Annotated in this window: 15 protein-coding genes, 1 tRNA gene and 1 other RNA gene; 10 read left to right on the forward strand and 7 right to left on the reverse strand. The window is 42.2% G+C overall.

Annotated elements, in window-relative coordinates; all coding sequences use genetic code 11:
• Positions 1-75 precede the first annotated feature (75 nt).
• The 5 genes from coaD (at position 76) to PYW33_RS04060 (ending at position 2,913) form a co-directional block, all read left to right on the forward strand.
• A complete protein-coding gene (gene coaD / locus PYW33_RS04040; RefSeq protein ID WP_004645770.1) occupies positions 76-567 on the forward strand; it encodes a pantetheine-phosphate adenylyltransferase in 492 nt (163 codons plus the stop codon).
• Between the two features lies 1 nt (position 568).
• Complete coding sequence (locus tag PYW33_RS04045; protein ID WP_004280584.1) at positions 569-832, forward strand: YfhL family 4Fe-4S dicluster ferredoxin; 264 nt, start codon at positions 569-571, stop codon at positions 830-832.
• Between the two features lie 26 nt (positions 833-858).
• Positions 859-1,236, forward strand: an RNA gene (gene rnpB / locus PYW33_RS04050) — RNase P RNA component class A.
• A 72-nt stretch (positions 1,237-1,308) separates the two neighbouring features.
• Positions 1,309-1,385, forward strand: a tRNA-Met gene (locus tag PYW33_RS04055).
• A 100-nt stretch (positions 1,386-1,485) separates the two neighbouring features.
• Positions 1,486-2,913 (forward strand): KAP family P-loop NTPase fold protein, encoded by a 1,428-nt coding sequence (locus tag PYW33_RS04060; protein WP_034605851.1) that lies wholly within the window; start codon positions 1,486-1,488, stop codon positions 2,911-2,913.
• On the opposite strand, the gene PYW33_RS04065 is transcribed toward PYW33_RS04060, so the two are convergent.
• A complete protein-coding gene (locus tag PYW33_RS04065) occupies positions 2,910-3,536 on the reverse strand; it encodes a CatB-related O-acetyltransferase (protein WP_004645767.1) in 627 nt (208 codons plus the stop codon). The two genes, PYW33_RS04060 and PYW33_RS04065, sit on opposite strands and share 4 nt — an antisense overlap.
• Before the next feature lie 101 nt (positions 3,537-3,637).
• Positions 3,638-4,042, reverse strand: coding sequence for a RidA family protein (locus tag PYW33_RS04070; RefSeq protein ID WP_004280579.1), 405 nt, complete (start codon positions 4,040-4,042; stop codon positions 3,638-3,640).
• Between the two features lie 136 nt (positions 4,043-4,178).
• On the opposite strand from PYW33_RS04070, the gene PYW33_RS04075 reads away from it, so the two are divergent.
• Positions 4,179-4,772: a TetR/AcrR family transcriptional regulator gene (locus PYW33_RS04075; protein ID WP_004645766.1), complete on the forward strand. Its 594-nt coding sequence runs from the start codon at positions 4,179-4,181 to the stop codon at positions 4,770-4,772.
• Positions 4,773-4,844: 72 nt separating this feature from the next.
• Here the strand turns inward: PYW33_RS04075 and greA are convergent, their stop codons facing one another.
• The 3 genes from greA to carA form a co-directional block, all read right to left on the reverse strand.
• Positions 4,845-5,321, reverse strand: coding sequence for a transcription elongation factor GreA (gene greA / locus PYW33_RS04080; protein ID WP_004645764.1), 477 nt, complete (start codon positions 5,319-5,321; stop codon positions 4,845-4,847).
• Between the two features lie 91 nt (positions 5,322-5,412).
• Entirely contained in the window at positions 5,413-8,643 is a 3,231-nt protein-coding gene (gene carB / locus PYW33_RS04085) for a carbamoyl-phosphate synthase large subunit (protein ID WP_004645763.1), read from the reverse strand.
• Between the two features lie 13 nt (positions 8,644-8,656).
• Complete coding sequence (gene carA, locus PYW33_RS04090; protein WP_004645762.1) at positions 8,657-9,796, reverse strand: glutamine-hydrolyzing carbamoyl-phosphate synthase small subunit; 1,140 nt, start codon at positions 9,794-9,796, stop codon at positions 8,657-8,659.
• A 308-nt stretch (positions 9,797-10,104) separates the two neighbouring features.
• Between carA and PYW33_RS04095 the strand changes: the two genes are divergently transcribed.
• Together PYW33_RS04095 and PYW33_RS04100 are read left to right on the forward strand one after the other, a co-directional pair.
• Positions 10,105-10,593 (forward strand): hypothetical protein, encoded by a 489-nt coding sequence (locus PYW33_RS04095; RefSeq protein ID WP_004645760.1) that lies wholly within the window; start codon positions 10,105-10,107, stop codon positions 10,591-10,593.
• A gap of 102 nt (positions 10,594-10,695) precedes the next feature.
• A complete protein-coding gene (locus PYW33_RS04100) occupies positions 10,696-10,917 on the forward strand; it encodes a hypothetical protein (protein ID WP_004645759.1) in 222 nt (73 codons plus the stop codon).
• Between the two features lie 148 nt (positions 10,918-11,065).
• On the opposite strand, the gene PYW33_RS04105 is transcribed toward PYW33_RS04100, so the two are convergent.
• Both PYW33_RS04105 and yhbY read right to left on the reverse strand, forming a co-directional pair.
• Positions 11,066-11,605, reverse strand: a complete 540-nt coding sequence (locus tag PYW33_RS04105; RefSeq protein WP_004645758.1) for a DOMON-like domain-containing protein — start codon at positions 11,603-11,605, stop codon at positions 11,066-11,068.
• An 11-nt stretch (positions 11,606-11,616) separates the two neighbouring features.
• Entirely contained in the window at positions 11,617-11,940 is a 324-nt protein-coding gene (gene yhbY / locus PYW33_RS04110; protein ID WP_004645757.1) for a ribosome assembly RNA-binding protein YhbY, read from the reverse strand.
• A gap of 195 nt (positions 11,941-12,135) precedes the next feature.
• Here yhbY and rlmE point away from each other — a divergent pair, with 195 nt between their 5' ends.
• Both rlmE and ftsH read left to right on the forward strand, forming a co-directional pair.
• A complete protein-coding gene (gene rlmE, locus PYW33_RS04115) occupies positions 12,136-12,786 on the forward strand; it encodes a 23S rRNA (uridine(2552)-2'-O)-methyltransferase RlmE (protein ID WP_004645756.1) in 651 nt (216 codons plus the stop codon).
• A gap of 132 nt (positions 12,787-12,918) precedes the next feature.
• Positions 12,919-14,808 carry an ATP-dependent zinc metalloprotease FtsH gene (ftsH, locus tag PYW33_RS04120; protein ID WP_004280565.1) on the forward strand — a complete coding sequence of 630 codons (1,890 nt, stop codon included), beginning with the start codon at positions 12,919-12,921 and terminating at the stop codon, positions 14,806-14,808.
• Positions 14,809-14,889 lie beyond the last annotated feature (81 nt).

Raw genomic sequence — 14,889 nt, forward strand, 5'->3', positions numbered from 1 at the left:
TTAATGAGGATTATTCACCAAAAAAACAAGTTTTTGCTAAAATAAGATTCTACATAACAAACAGAGTACAAATGGATGTCTAAAACTCGTGTGATTTATCCGGGGACTTTTGATCCAATTACCAATGGACATATTGATTTGGTAACCCGCGCAGCGCGAATGTTTGATGAAGTTGTGGTAGCGATTGCCATCGGTCATCATAAAAATCCGGTATTTAGTCTGGAAGAGCGTGTCGCATTGGCAAAAGAGTCATTGAGTCATTTGGACAATGTTGAATTTGTAGGTTTTGACGGTTTGCTGGTCAATTTTTTCCGTGAGCAAAAGGCGACTGCTGTATTGCGTGGTTTGCGTGCAGTGTCTGATTTTGAGTACGAATTTCAGCTGGCCAATATGAACCGTCAGCTGGACTCCCACTTTGAAGCGGTATTTTTAACCCCTTCAGAGCAATATTCTTTTATTTCATCCACTTTGGTGCGTGAAATTGCTCGATTAAGAGGTGATGTGACCAAGTTTGTGCCACCAAACGTGGTCGATGCCTTCGAGCGTAAACTTCAACAAGGTTGGTAGCGTGTCTTTATATATCACCGATGAATGCATTAATTGTGATGTCTGTGAACCTGTATGCCCGAATGAGGCAATCTATATGGGTGAACTCATTTATGAGATTCATCCAGATTTGTGTACAGAGTGCGTCGGACATCATGATCAACCGCAGTGTCAATTGTTCTGTCCGGTAGATTGTATTCCACTGGATCCGAATCATGTCGAAACGCAGGAACAGCTGCAAGCCAAGTACGAAAAACTGACTGCTCAAAAAACATCAAGCAATTAGTCTCGATATTTGATACTATGCCGCTCGAAGTGAGCCAGACGATCGCTGCTGTGGAGATCTCCGTGATTGAAGCAGGGGAGGAAAGTCCGGGCTTCATAGGGCAAGGTGCCAGGTAACGCCTGGGCGGTGTAAACCGACGGCAAGTGCAGCAGAGAGAAGACCGCCTTCATTATGGTTTCGAGCAATCGGAATCGGAGGTAAGGGTGAAAGGGTGCGGTAAGAGCGCACCGCATGGCTGGTAACAGTTCATGGCGAGGTAAACCCCACCGGAAGCAAGACCAAATAGGAATCCATTAGGCATGGCCCATGCTGGATTCGGGTAGGTCGCTTGAGCGCATGAGTGATTGTGCGCCTAGAGGAATGATCGTTCACGACAGAACCCGGCTTATCGGCTCACTTCAACAAATTTTGATCAAACAGCACAATATGGGGTTGACGTGATTTACATAAAATCCCATAATGCGCGCACAGTTTAAGGCTATGTAGCTCAGTTGGTTAGAGCACCGCACTCATAATGCGGGGGTCACAAGTTCAAGTCTCGTCATAGCCACCATATTCTGAAAAAACCCACTCCGATTGAGTGGGTTTTTTTATGGCTGTAAAAATTAAAATGACTATAATGAATGAATTGTAAACGAATGAAATTTAATAAAATGACTATAGATCAAATAAATTGGCAAAAAGATAATTTTGAAAATATTAAAGAAGCTTGGGAGGGGGATTTATGGGATCGTAAACGTTTAGGGGAACAATTAACAGGATATGTTGATCGTTTACAATGTGGTGCTGTTTTAGCATTGGATGCACGTTGGGGAGAAGGAAAAACGTGGTTTGTTCGTCATTGGGCTAAATACTTAAGTGATACAGACCATAATGTTATTTATTTGGATGCTTTTGCGAATGATTATTTAGATGATCCTTTTTTAGTTATTAGTTCTGAAATTACGAATATTTTAAATCAGGATAAAAGAACGAAAAGAAAAGTTAAAAAATTGATTGAATTGTCTGCATCTGTAGGAACTGCTTTATTGCCATCTTTACCTAAAATTGCTTTGACTCTAGGATTACACTTGGTTGGAGCAGGTTTTTTAAGTAGAGCACTTCAGCAAAGCTATGAAAATGCCAAAGATGAGATTGATACATTATCTGATGAAGCAAGTGAGAGAATCAAAGAAAGTATTCAAGAAAAGATAGCTACTCATGAAGCTGAAAAGAAAACTTTAATAGAGTTCAAAAAGCATTTAGCTGAGACTGTAGAAAAATTAGATAAGCCTTTAGTTTTTATCATTGATGAATTAGACCGGTGTCGTCCTGATTTTTCAATTCGATTAATTGAGCGAATTAAACATTTTTTTGATATCAAGAATATTGTTTTTGTTTTAGTAATGGATAAGGTTCAATTTTCAAAAGTCGTATGTCATAACTATGGTTATGATGAAACTTTAGGAGAGGCATATTTAGATAAATTTGTTGACTTTACAATCCATTTAAAGCAGGCAAAAGAAAGTGAGAATTTTGAACTTATTATAAGAGATCAGCTATTTAAAATAGGTGAATTAAAGTCTATAGATGAATTTAGTGAATTGTATTATTGGGCACTTTATTTACAGTTACATGTAAAAATGAATAGTCGAGAATTAATAAAAAAGATTAATCAATATGCATTATTAAGAGCAGATACTGATCATAAAAACTTGGTATTAATAACTTTCCTATTTGGTTCAATTTCAGCAAATAATTTTAAATCCTTTGTAGAAGAGGTTTCTCAAAACTTAATCAAAAGCTCAAGGGGTGATGTATACCAATTTGCACGAAAACATGGGATTTCAACCTGGAATGGTAATTATGATGAAATAACAAATAGTGAATGGTATAGAATAATTATGCAAAAAGAATTTTTGATCAGTAATCCTTTATTAAACACGATGATCGCTGCTTTTCATGACTCAGCTCGCTCACAAGATAAATCTACAAAAGAACAATATTTGAGAGGAGGGTTAGTAAAATTTGCTATTTCAGAATATACAAACTCATGTAATTTTTCATCAGATTGGGAAAATTATATCAAACGTGGCATTTAATTCTTATCCTTAAAGTAAGATAATAAGCTTCCTATATCATCCGTCTGCAACTGCTCACGCATTTTTAAAAACTGCTTTTCATCTAAGTCATAGAGCTTAAGTGAAAGCAGTTTTTCTATATCTTCCTTGGGAAAGCGATATTTAATAATTTTGGCAGGAACACCACCAACGACTGCATAAGGCGGTACATCTTTGGTGACGACAGCACCGGTTGCCACCACAGCGCCTTCACCCAGTGTTACGCCTTGCATAATCATGGCGCGCGAGCCAATCCAACAACCATCGCCAATCACGGTATCACCCGCAGGCACAAAACTGCGTGTATCGAACGGAAACGCTGAAATCCAGTCCGTACGGTGTAATTGGTTGCCACCCATCATAATCACGCATTCTGCGCCAAAACAGACAAAATTACCGATATGGAGCTGGTCAATCGGCTTCTCGGGCGTGGCCGGCTTGTCATGTAAATAACGCACCACACAACGCTCAAAGCCCTGATCCCAATAGGCCGAATAGTAAGAATAATTCCCCTTGATATGAATATTCGGATTCTTCACAGTTTTGGAGATGAATTCGAATTCACACCAGTGGTTTACAGGCGAATTAATTAACTTTTCGGACATAAGGGAGATACAAAAAATAGTGAATAAGAAATTATACCTAATCGGGGTTTAAACTTGCTGAATAATATCTAAAAGACATTCGCGCACGCATAAAACAATGATTAAGCTGTGGTCGATGCTGGAGGAATACGAGCAATCACCTTAATTTCAAAATCAAAACCTGCTAACCACGTGACACCTACAGCTGTCCAATTAGGATAAGGCTTTTGCGTAAACACCTGATTTTTAACTTTCATGATGCTTTCAAATTGCTGCTCTGGGTCAGTGTGAAATGTGGTGACATCAACAATATCATCGAAAGTACAACCAGCCGCTGCCAAAGTTGCAGCTAAGTTTTTAAAAGCCTGTTCTACCTGTTTCTCGAAATCTGGTTCAGGAGAACCATCTTCACGGCTACCGACCTGACCAGAAACAAAAAGTAAGTCTTCCGATTTGATCGCAGCAGAATAACCATGCTGTTCATAGAGGGCATGGCGGTCTTGGGGAAATATCGCAGTTCTAGTCATGTCTATTCTCATTCAATATCTAATTTATCAGTGAGTGAAAGCAACTTGACTCTCACATACGCTTCGTATGTAAACATAATTGACATACGGTCCGTATGTCAATTAAAATTTTTATGATGATGAGGTAAAGTAATTCATGTCTGTTCGTGAACAAAAGATGGCGGAAACCCGCAAGAAATTAATTGAAGTGGCACGCCGTGCATTTGCAGCATATGGCTATGCTGGCACTTCAATGGATAAGCTCACGGCAGAAGCAGGATTGACCCGTGGTGCGCTGTATCATCATTTTGGTGATAAAAAAGGCTTATTTGCTGCGGTAGTTGATCAAATCGATTCGGAAATGGCTTCATCTGCCCAGCAGCATCTGGAGCAGCCTGATGATCTTTGGGATGGTTTGATGCTAGAAGGGCGGACCTATATTCAAAATGCCTTAAATCCGGAATTCCAACGCATTGTGTTGCGTGATGGACCGGCTGTGCTGGGTGATCCTGCACATTGGCCAAGTCAAAACAGATGTTTGCAGTCCACGCGTGAATGTGTTGAGCAATTATTGGTAGCAGATCGAATTAAAACAGTTGATCCGGAAGCTGCTGCGGTATTTTTAAATGGTGCTGCAATGAATGCAGCACTCTGGGTGGCTTCTAGCGAACATCCTGAGCAGGTACTCACTGAGGCCTTATATGCATTTAATTTATTTGCATCGGGGTTTTTAAAAGAAGCACAGAGTTAATCCGTTTGTAGGAAGCGGATAAAGGTAAAAAACCCCTCAATCGAGGGGCTTTAAATTAAATAGCTTTAAATTTTAAAGATATTCAACTTTCACAATTTCGTATTCAACTTCACCATTTGGTGTATTGATTTTCACATCATCGCCTTCGTTTTTGCCCAAAAGACCACGTGCAATCGGCGAGTTCACTGAGATCTTGTTGATCTTAAAGTCTGCTTCGTCATCGCCTACAATTTTATAGGTTTTCTGTTCTTCAGTATCCAGATTTTCAATCGTGACAGTCACACCAAAAACTACACGACCATTCTGTTCAAGTTCTTTGACATCGATCACCTGAGCTGCACCCAGTTTGCCTTCGATGTCCTGAATACGGCCTTCGCAGAAGCCTTGCTGTTCACGTGCTGCATGGTATTCCGCATTTTCTTTTAAGTCGCCGTGTTCACGCGCTTCTGCAATTGAAGCTGTAATACGTGGGCGATCCACTGTTTTCAGTTGGTGTAATTCTTTCTCTAAGGCAATTTTGCCTTCAGGTGTCATAGGATAACGTTGCATGTTGTCCCTCAAAAGTCAGTTGAAAGATATAAAATCTATAAATAAAAAAAAGCCCGCCACCAAGAAGGTAGCGGGACTTCTTGGAAGCGAATTAACCTTTAGTTAGGTCTTGCAAACGATATACATCCATTGGCAATTTAATTGCTAAAGCTTGGCATACTGCATCCGCACCATTCAATGTAGTTGTGTTATACACTTTACCTTGAAGTGCTGAACGACGGATCGAGAATGAGTCTTCTTGTGCCTTTTTGCCTTCAGTCGTGTTAATCACAAGGTGGATTTCGCCGTTTTTAATACGGTCCACAATGTTAGGACGACCTTCAGTCACTTTATTGACACGTTCACATTCAAGACCAGCATCGCTAATCACTTTAAATGTACCATCAGTTGCAAGAATCTTGAAGCCTAGGTCAATCAATTGTTTTGCAATACCCGCCGCACGTGGTTTGTCTGAGTCACGTACAGAGATAAATGCGTGTTTGACTTCACCTTCAGTTGGAAGACCTGGTAAACGCTCATTTGCACCTAAAACAGCTTTATAGAACGCTTCACCAAATGTTTTACCAACGCCCATCACTTCGCCAGTCGATTTCATCTCAGGGCCAAGGATCGGGTCAACACCAGGGAATTTGTTGAACGGGAACACGGCTTCTTTGACAGAGAAGTGTTCAGGAATAATCTCAGTTGTGAAGCCTTGCGACTCAAGAGATTGACCAGCCATGCAACGTGCAGCAACTTTCGCTAAAGATTCGCCGATACACTTAGAAACGAATGGCACAGTACGAGATGCACGTGGGTTCACTTCCAGGATGTAAACGTCTTCGCCTTTAACCGCAAACTGAACGTTCATCAAACCGATCACGCCAAGCTCTTTTGCCATAGCCACGGTTTGACGACGCATTTCGTCCTGAATCTCTTTAGATAGAGAGTAAGGAGGAATCGAACATGCCGAGTCACCTGAGTGAATACCCGCTTGTTCAATGTGCTGCATGATGCCGCCAATCACAACGTCTTTACCGTCAGATACGCAGTCCACGTCAACTTCGATCGCATCATCTAAGAAACGGTCAAGAAGAACAGGCGCTTCGTTTGATGCTTGAACTGCATCACGTAAGTAGCGTTTAAGTTCTTCATCGTTGTACACGATTTCCATCGCACGACCACCAAGGACGTAAGAAGGACGTACTACAAGCGGGTAGCCGACTTTAGATGCTTCAGCCATACCTTCTTCAGCAGATTTTACAATGCTGTTGTTCGGTTGACGAAGTTGCAGACGTTGAATCATTTGCTGGAAACGTTCACGGTCTTCTGCACGGTCAATCGCATCAGGTGATGTACCGATAATTGGCGCACCGGCTTCTTCTAGAGCACGAGCCAATTTCAAAGGTGTTTGACCACCGTACTGAACGATAATGCCTTTCGGCTTCTCGATACGTACGATTTCTAAAACGTCTTCTAAAGTGATTGGTTCGAAGTACAAACGATCTGATGTGTCGTAATCCGTTGAAACTGTTTCAGGGTTACAGTTTACCATGATCGTTTCATAGCCGTCTTCACGCATAGCCAGGGCAGCGTGTACACAGCAGTAATCGAACTCGATACCTTGACCGATACGGTTAGGGCCACCGCCGATCACCATGATCTTGTCTTTGTTCGATGGATTTGCTTCACATTCTTCATCGTAAGTTGAGTACATGTAAGCTGTATCAGATTCGAATTCTGCAGCACATGTATCGACACGTTTGTAAACTGGAGTTACGCCCAGGCTCCAACGATGTTTACGGAATTGCTTTTGTGAAATGCCCATCAAGTCCGCAATGCGAAGATCTGATAAACCTTTGCGTTTGAATCCACGGATGTTATCCGCATTCAAGTCGCCAAAACCTAAAGTTTTGATTTGGTTTTCAGTTTTAATGATGTCTTCGATTTGAATCAAGAACCAGCGGTCAATGTTCGTTGCAGCGAATACTTCGTCTAAAGTAAAGCCGTGACGGAATGCGTCGCCCACGTACCAGATACGCTCTGGACCTGGCACTTTAAGTTCTTGCAAGATTTTGTCGCGCGCGCCTTCAGCACCCACTTCAACTTTTTCGTCAAAACCAGAAGCACCCACTTCAAGACCACGAAGGGCTTTTTGTACAGATTCCTGGAAGTTACGGCCAATCGCCATCACTTCACCGACAGATTTCATCTGTGTGGTTAAAGTCGCATCAGCTTGTGGGAATTTCTCGAAGTTAAAACGAGGAATCTTAGTAACTACGTAGTCAATCGCAGGTTCAAACGATGCAGGTGTTGTACCGCCAGTGATGTCGTTTTTCAGTTCATCAAGGGTGTAACCTACAGCCAGTTTCGCAGCGATTTTCGCAATCGGGAAACCAGTTGCTTTAGAAGCAAGTGCAGATGAACGTGATACACGTGGGTTCATCTCGATTACAACCATACGACCCGTATTTGGGCAAATACCGAACTGTACGTTAGAACCACCTGTTTCTACGCCAATTTCACGTAGTACAGCTAAAGATGCATTACGTAAAAGTTGGAATTCTTTATCTGTAAGCGTTTGAGCAGGGGCAACAGTGATTGAGTCACCTGTATGCACGCCCATTGGGTCAAAGTTTTCAATGGTACATACAATGATACAGTTGTCGTTTTTGTCACGAACAACTTCCATCTCGTATTCTTTCCAGCCAATTAAAGATTCATCAATCAATAACTGTTTGGTTGGAGAAAGATCGAAACCGCGTTCACAGATTTCAATGAATTCTTCTTTGTTGTACGCGATACCGCCACCTGAACCACCCATCGTGAATGATGGACGGATAATCACTGGGAAGCCGAAACGTGCTTGAATTTCTAAAGCATGTTCCATTGACTCAGCAACGTCAGCTTTTGGACATTCAAGACCAATTTTACGCATTGCCTGATCAAACAGTTTACGGTCTTCGGCTTTTTCAATTGCTTCTTTGGTCGCACCGATCAATTCAACATTGTATTTTTCTAAAATGCCGTGCTCATCGAGGGCAAGGGCACAGTTCAATGCAGTTTGACCACCCATGGTCGGAAGAACAGCGTCTGGGCGTTCTTTCTCAATAATTGCTGCAACAGTTTGCCAAGTAATTGGCTCAATATAAGTTGCATCTGCCATGGTTGGGTCGGTCATGATGGTCGCTGGGTTCGAGTTGACCAAAATAACGCGGTAGCCTTCTTCACGAAGGGCTTTACATGCTTGAGCACCTGAGTAGTCAAACTCACATGCTTGACCGATGACAATCGGACCAGCACCAATAATCAAGATGCTTTTAATGTCAGTACGTTTAGCCATGATGCTTCCTTAATTACTTCTTAGATGCTTCGATAAGTTCGATGAAATGATCGAACAATGGTGCGCAGTCATGTGGACCCGGGCTGGCTTCAGGGTGACCCTGGAAGCTGAACGCAGGTTTGTCTGTACGATGAATACCTTGGTTGGTGCCATCAAACAGTGAGCGATGCGTTACACGCAACACATCAGGCAGATTGCTTTCATCGACTGCGAAGCCATGGTTTTGAGAAGTAATCATCACTGTACCATTATCTAGATTTTGTACAGGATGGTTAGCACCGTGGTGGCCGTGAGGCATTTTTAAAGTTTTAGCACCACTTGCAAGCGCAAGAATCTGGTGACCCAGACAGATACCAAATACTGGAATTTCAGTAGTTTCTACAATTGTTTTTACAGCTTCAATTGCGTAGTCACATGCAGCCGGATCGCCAGGGCCGTTCGAAAGGAACACGCCATCTGGATTCAGTGCAAGTACATCAGCAGCAGGAGTTTGCGCCGGCACAACAGTCAGTTTACAACCGCGGTCTGCGAGCATACGTAAGATGTTGGTTTTGACACCGTAATCGTATGCAACAACATGGAATTTAGCTTCTGGTTGAGAGAAACCTTTGCCTAATGTCCAAGAGCCTTCAGTCCATTCAAAACCTTCAGGGTCGCAACATTCTTTTGCCAGGTCTAAACCGTTTAAACCACTAAATGCACGTGCTTTTTCAAGCGCTTCAGCTTCAGTGATATTTTCGCCAGCAAGGATACAGCCATTTTGCGCACCTTTGTCACGTAAGATACGTGTCAGTTTACGCGTGTCGATATCCGCAATTGCCACAACATTGTGTTGTACCAAATATTCAGCTAATGATTGGGTTGAACGGAAGTTACTGTGCAGTAAAGGCAGGTCACGAATGATCAATCCGTTCGCCCAAACCTTATGAATACGACCTGATTCAGTGTCTTCTTCATTACAGCCTGTGTTACCGATATGTGGGTAAGTCAGTGTCACAAGTTGCTGTGCATAACTCGGGTCAGTCAAAATTTCTTGATAGCCAGTCATGGCAGTGTTGAAAACGACTTCACCAGTCGTACTACCCGATGCGCCAATCGAAGTACCTTTAAAGATAGTTCCGTCGGCAAGGGCTAAAATTGCTGGGGTGCTCAAACCAAAGCTCCTGAAATTTAGGCTGTAAAAAAGCGAGAAGACGAAAAAAAAGGAAGGCTATTTTTTAAACCTACCCTCCTATGTCTGCTCGCTTGAACTTAACACGGCATTATACGCAGAATGACCCCTAAAGTCCAACGGCTTTGCAGCGAAAGTATGAGATAAATGGCTTGCTTTTTGCATGGAAGTCTGTTTTGTAAGCAATGTGAAAAAATGTAAGCAATTAATAATTGTCAGACAAATCAAATCTTAATTTTTATCAAATCTACTAATATAGCTTAGTCGATATAACAATAGGAACAAGACAAATGGCTATAGCACCTAAATCTACTACATCTAAAAAAATCACTCCGAGCGTGGTAACTGAAACTGCCGAGAAGCTTGAAAAAGTAGCAGTCGAGGCTAAAGATCAGGCAATTGGAACCATCGAGGAAAGTAAGGAAAAGCTTGAAGTTGAAGCCAAGCAGTTAAGCGACACTGTGCAGGAACAATTGCGTCAATTTAAGCAGGAGGTGTTACAGCGTATTGATACTTTGAAGGAGCAGATTTTCGGTTCGCAGAAAGAATTAACTGAACTGAAAAGCTTTATCAAGACAGAATTCAACGCTGTCTTCGAAGACTTATCCAATCTGGGTAAAGAGTTGAAAGAGGATGTCAGTCAGATTTCGACCAAGCATAAGGAACATCTGACCGATACTTTTAAACGTTCTAAGGACAGTACCATTGAAGTACTGAAAAAAGTCAAACCCGTGGTGAAAACAGAGAGCTCAGACAAAAGTCTTGGGCTGAAAAGTTAGGCTGCGCTGAAAGGCCGCTATTTAAAAAGGAGAACAATCAAATGTTCTCCTTTGTCTTTATGCAGCAAAACGGACTCACAATAACAATTAAAGGGGGTCACGATGCAACAGCATTTTGTAGGTGTACTTATTTTACTGATATTGATCATGCTACTGAATCTGGAAAGCGGATTGGGGTGCATACTTTATCTAGGTGTAATCGTATTATGTTTGGGAGTGCTGGGACTGGTGTTTGGGACCATTCTTCTGATGATCATTACTTTTGCTTTTATTCTTTATGCTGCTGTGAAATCTATTCAGGAGCAGCATCATCTACATCATTAAAATATGAACGTTGAAAACAATAAAAAATCTAAAATAATTATACAGAGGGTCAATCATTGTTGAGCAATAAACAAAAACGTGAGACTTTAAGTCTCACGTTTTATTCGCATGTTACACTTTAAATAGCTGATGCACAGCGTCAATCTATTTAAAATACATGCAACCAGTCACGTTTATTATGAAAATCTGCCTGAGGACTACTATGCTGCATGGCATAGTATTGATCACCTTGTGAGGTTTTTAAAACAGCAGATAAACCCAGGAACAAGTTTTCCCATTTCAGTTTATGTGTTGCCATAAAATCAGTCAGATCCACACTGACATTGAGACCATAATGTGTACGTTTGAGCTGGTTCAGCTCAATATCATCCGCAGCTTGCGGTGGCATCTCTTCAGGATAACGGTATTCTTCGAATTGATAAGCCTGCCAGGCTTGAGAAGGGGAAAGATTAATCTCACGATAAAAATCTTCGCCCTGAACCCCAATAAAAATTTCAAAGCAGGTCTGTTCCCACAGGAAATCCTGACGGGGATGTGCCGTCACCATGTCGGGCCACAAGATGTACTGATTGGGATCACGGATCCAGAAGCCCACATTTAAATTGCATGGGCCTTGCTGTTCGATGGCGGCAACCAGAGAGATGGCCTGAAAACGGCGATCAAATGCGCTAAGTTCGTAACTTGCCATAAGTCCTGTACTTAGTTAGACAAATGAGCGAAGCGGACAAGGTTGGACAATTTTTGGTTTTGTTTCGCAGCTTTCTTGTAAAGCAGCGCAATTTTACCAATAGTCTGAACTACTTCAGCACCAGTCGCTTCTGAAATTTCAACAATCAGTGCTGCACGCGCTTCGCGATCTTCAGCTACGATTTTCACTTTAATCAGTTCGTGATCGTTTAAAGCACGCGCCAATTCTTCGATGACATTTTCAGTCAGGCCTTTGTCACCCAGCATAACGACCGGGTTTAAAGCATGTCCGATTTGACGTAAACGCTTACGTTCCTGAATAGATAAAGACGCCATGAGAGATAACCTGAATTTTAAAACGGCTTAGTATAGCAAAAGCAAAAAACAAACGCTTTAAATTATCAGGAAATAATCATTTCCAATATCTCTTCATAACGAGCAAAACTCCTAGATTTAGATACACATGTATACTGCAAAATATGTCTTTTTCACGTACAATTAATAATTGGACGTTTTTTTATTTAGAGAGTTATGGCTACACGCATTACCAACCAAAAGTTATCTAAAAGTAGTCGTGATTGGATGAGAGAGCATTTAGACGATCCTTATGTGAAAAAGGCACAAAAGGACGGCTATCGTGCGCGTGCAGCATATAAGCTCTTAGAAATGCAAGAAAAGTACAAAATCATCAAACCCGGCATGACCGTGGTCGACTTGGGTGCAGCTCCCGGGAGTTGGTCACAAATCGCAGGTAAGTTGGTCGGCGACAAAGGTTTATTGATTGCATCTGACATTTTACCAATGGATGCATTACCCGATGTAACGTTCTTGCAAGGCGACTTTCGCGAAGAAGAAGTCTTCCAGCAATTGTTAGAAATTTTAGATGGTCGTACTGTAGACGTTGTAATTTCAGATATGGCCCCCAATACATCAGGTAATAAGGCTGTAGATCAACCGCGTCAGATTTACTTGTGTGAACTTGCACTGGATTTTGCCAATAAGGTGCTAGGCCCTAAAGGTCAATTTGTGGTAAAAGTTTTCCAAGGCTCAGGTTTTGACGAATTCCGTAAGCAAGTGGTTGATAGTTTTGATGTTCTGAAAACATCTAAACCTCTGGCATCACGTGCTCGCTCCAAGGAAGTTTTCCTGATCGGGCAGGGACGTAAGAAGGCTTTAAAATAAGTCTACTTGCCAAGTCGTTAAAAATTGTGCATTTTGTACGTTTTCAGATAATTGTAAGTTGATTTACAGCTTAAGTATTAAGGTCACCCTGAACAGGGCATGATCAAATTAGATTGGAATGGGAATAAAGCTTTGAGCGATCTTTTTAAGAATGCCGTATTGTGGCTCGTGATACTGGGTGTGCTGGTGTTAATCTTCAGCAACGTCAGTGACCGCAATCAACCGACTACAATGAACTACTCAGAATTTGTTGCCGCGGTCAATGCTGGCCAAATTAAACAAGTTGTGATTGACGGCGAAAGAATCCGTGGCGAAAAATCGAACGGTTCAGAGTTTGAAAGTATCCGTCCGGCAGTTCAGGATCCTGAACTGATGCCAAGCCTGATTAAAAATAATGTTGTGGTTGAAGGTGAAGCACCACAACGTCAAGGCTTGCTCATGCAGTTGCTTATTGCAAGTTTCCCTGTACTTTTAATCATTTTGTTATTCATGTTCTTTATGCGCAACATGGGTGGCGGTGCAGGTGGTAAAAACGGCCCAATGAGTTTTGGTAAATCTAAAGCCAAAATGCTGTCTGAAGACCAGATTAAAGTCACTTTCACTGATGTTGCTGGTTGTGACGAAGCCAAGCAAGAAGTCGTTGAAATCGTAGATTTTCTGAAAGATCCAACCAAATTTAAACGTCTGGGTGCGAGTATTCCACGCGGTGTGTTAATGGTGGGTCCTCCTGGTACGGGTAAAACCTTACTGGCCAAAGCAATTGCCGGTGAAGCGAAAGTTCCATTCTTTAGCATTTCAGGTTCTGATTTCGTTGAAATGTTTGTGGGTGTCGGTGCATCGCGTGTTCGTGACATGTTTGAACAAGCCAAACGTCATGCGCCATGTATCATCTTTATTGATGAGATTGATGCAGTCGGTCGTCACCGTGGTTCAGGTACCGGTGGTGGTCACGATGAACGTGAACAGACACTGAACCAGATGCTGGTAGAAATGGACGGCTTTGAAGGTAATGAAGGCATTATCGTGATTGCTGCAACCAACCGTGCAGATGTACTGGATAAAGCATTACTTCGTCCAGGCCGTTTTGACCGTCAAGTTGTGGTTGGTTTGCCAGACATTAAAGGTCGTGAACAAATCCTGAATGTACATTTGAAAAAATTGCCTTCAGTGACAGGTGTGGATGTTAAAGTTCTTGCACGTGGTACACCGGGCTTCTCGGGTGCGCAATTAGCAAACCTGGTGAATGAAGCTGCTTTATTTGCTGCACGCCGTAACAAAAACACCGTCGATATGCATGACTTTGAAGATGCAAAAGACAAGCTGTATATGGGTCCTGAGCGTAAATCGATGGTACTTCGTGATGAAGAGCGTCGTGCGACGGCTTATCATGAAGCAGGGCATGCGATTGTTGCTGAAAGCTTGCCAGGTACAGATCCTGTGCATAAGGTGACAATCATGCCACGTGGCTGGGCTTTAGGTGTTACCTGGCAGCTGCCTGAATTTGACCAGACCAGCCATTACAAAGACAAAATGTTGAATGAACTTTCGATTTTGTTTGGTGGCCGTATTGCTGAAGAAGTCTTCATTAACCAGATGTCGACCGGCGCTTCAAATGACTTCGAACGTGCAACCAAAATGGCACGTGCGATGGTGACCAAATATGGTATGTCGGACAAACTCGGTGTCATGGTCTATGAAGAAGATGCACAGCAATCTTTCATGGGCAGTATTGGTAGCCGCAGTATTTCGGAAACCACACAACTAGAAGTCGATCGTGAAATTCGTCGAATTCTAGATGAGCAATATAAAATCGCACGCGATATCCTGGAAAGCAAAAAAGATATTGCCCATGCGATGGTGAAAGCCTTGATGGAATGGGAAACCATTGATCGTGATCAAATCCGTGACATCATGGAAGGTCGTGAGCCTCAGCCACCAAAGGTCTATGTGGCAGACAATCCTGTGATTGATGTAACCCCAGATGATGGTCCGTTGACTCCTCCGCCATTGCCAGCGAACTAAGCTTATTAAAAAAACCACCTTCGGGTGGTTTTTTTATGCTTGTCATTTTTGTCATCGCTTTTTGAATGTTATATTGAGCGA

Origin of the sequence: Acinetobacter lwoffii, assembly GCF_029024105.1 — a bacterium.
GTDB lineage: Bacteria > Pseudomonadota > Gammaproteobacteria > Pseudomonadales > Moraxellaceae > Acinetobacter > Acinetobacter lwoffii.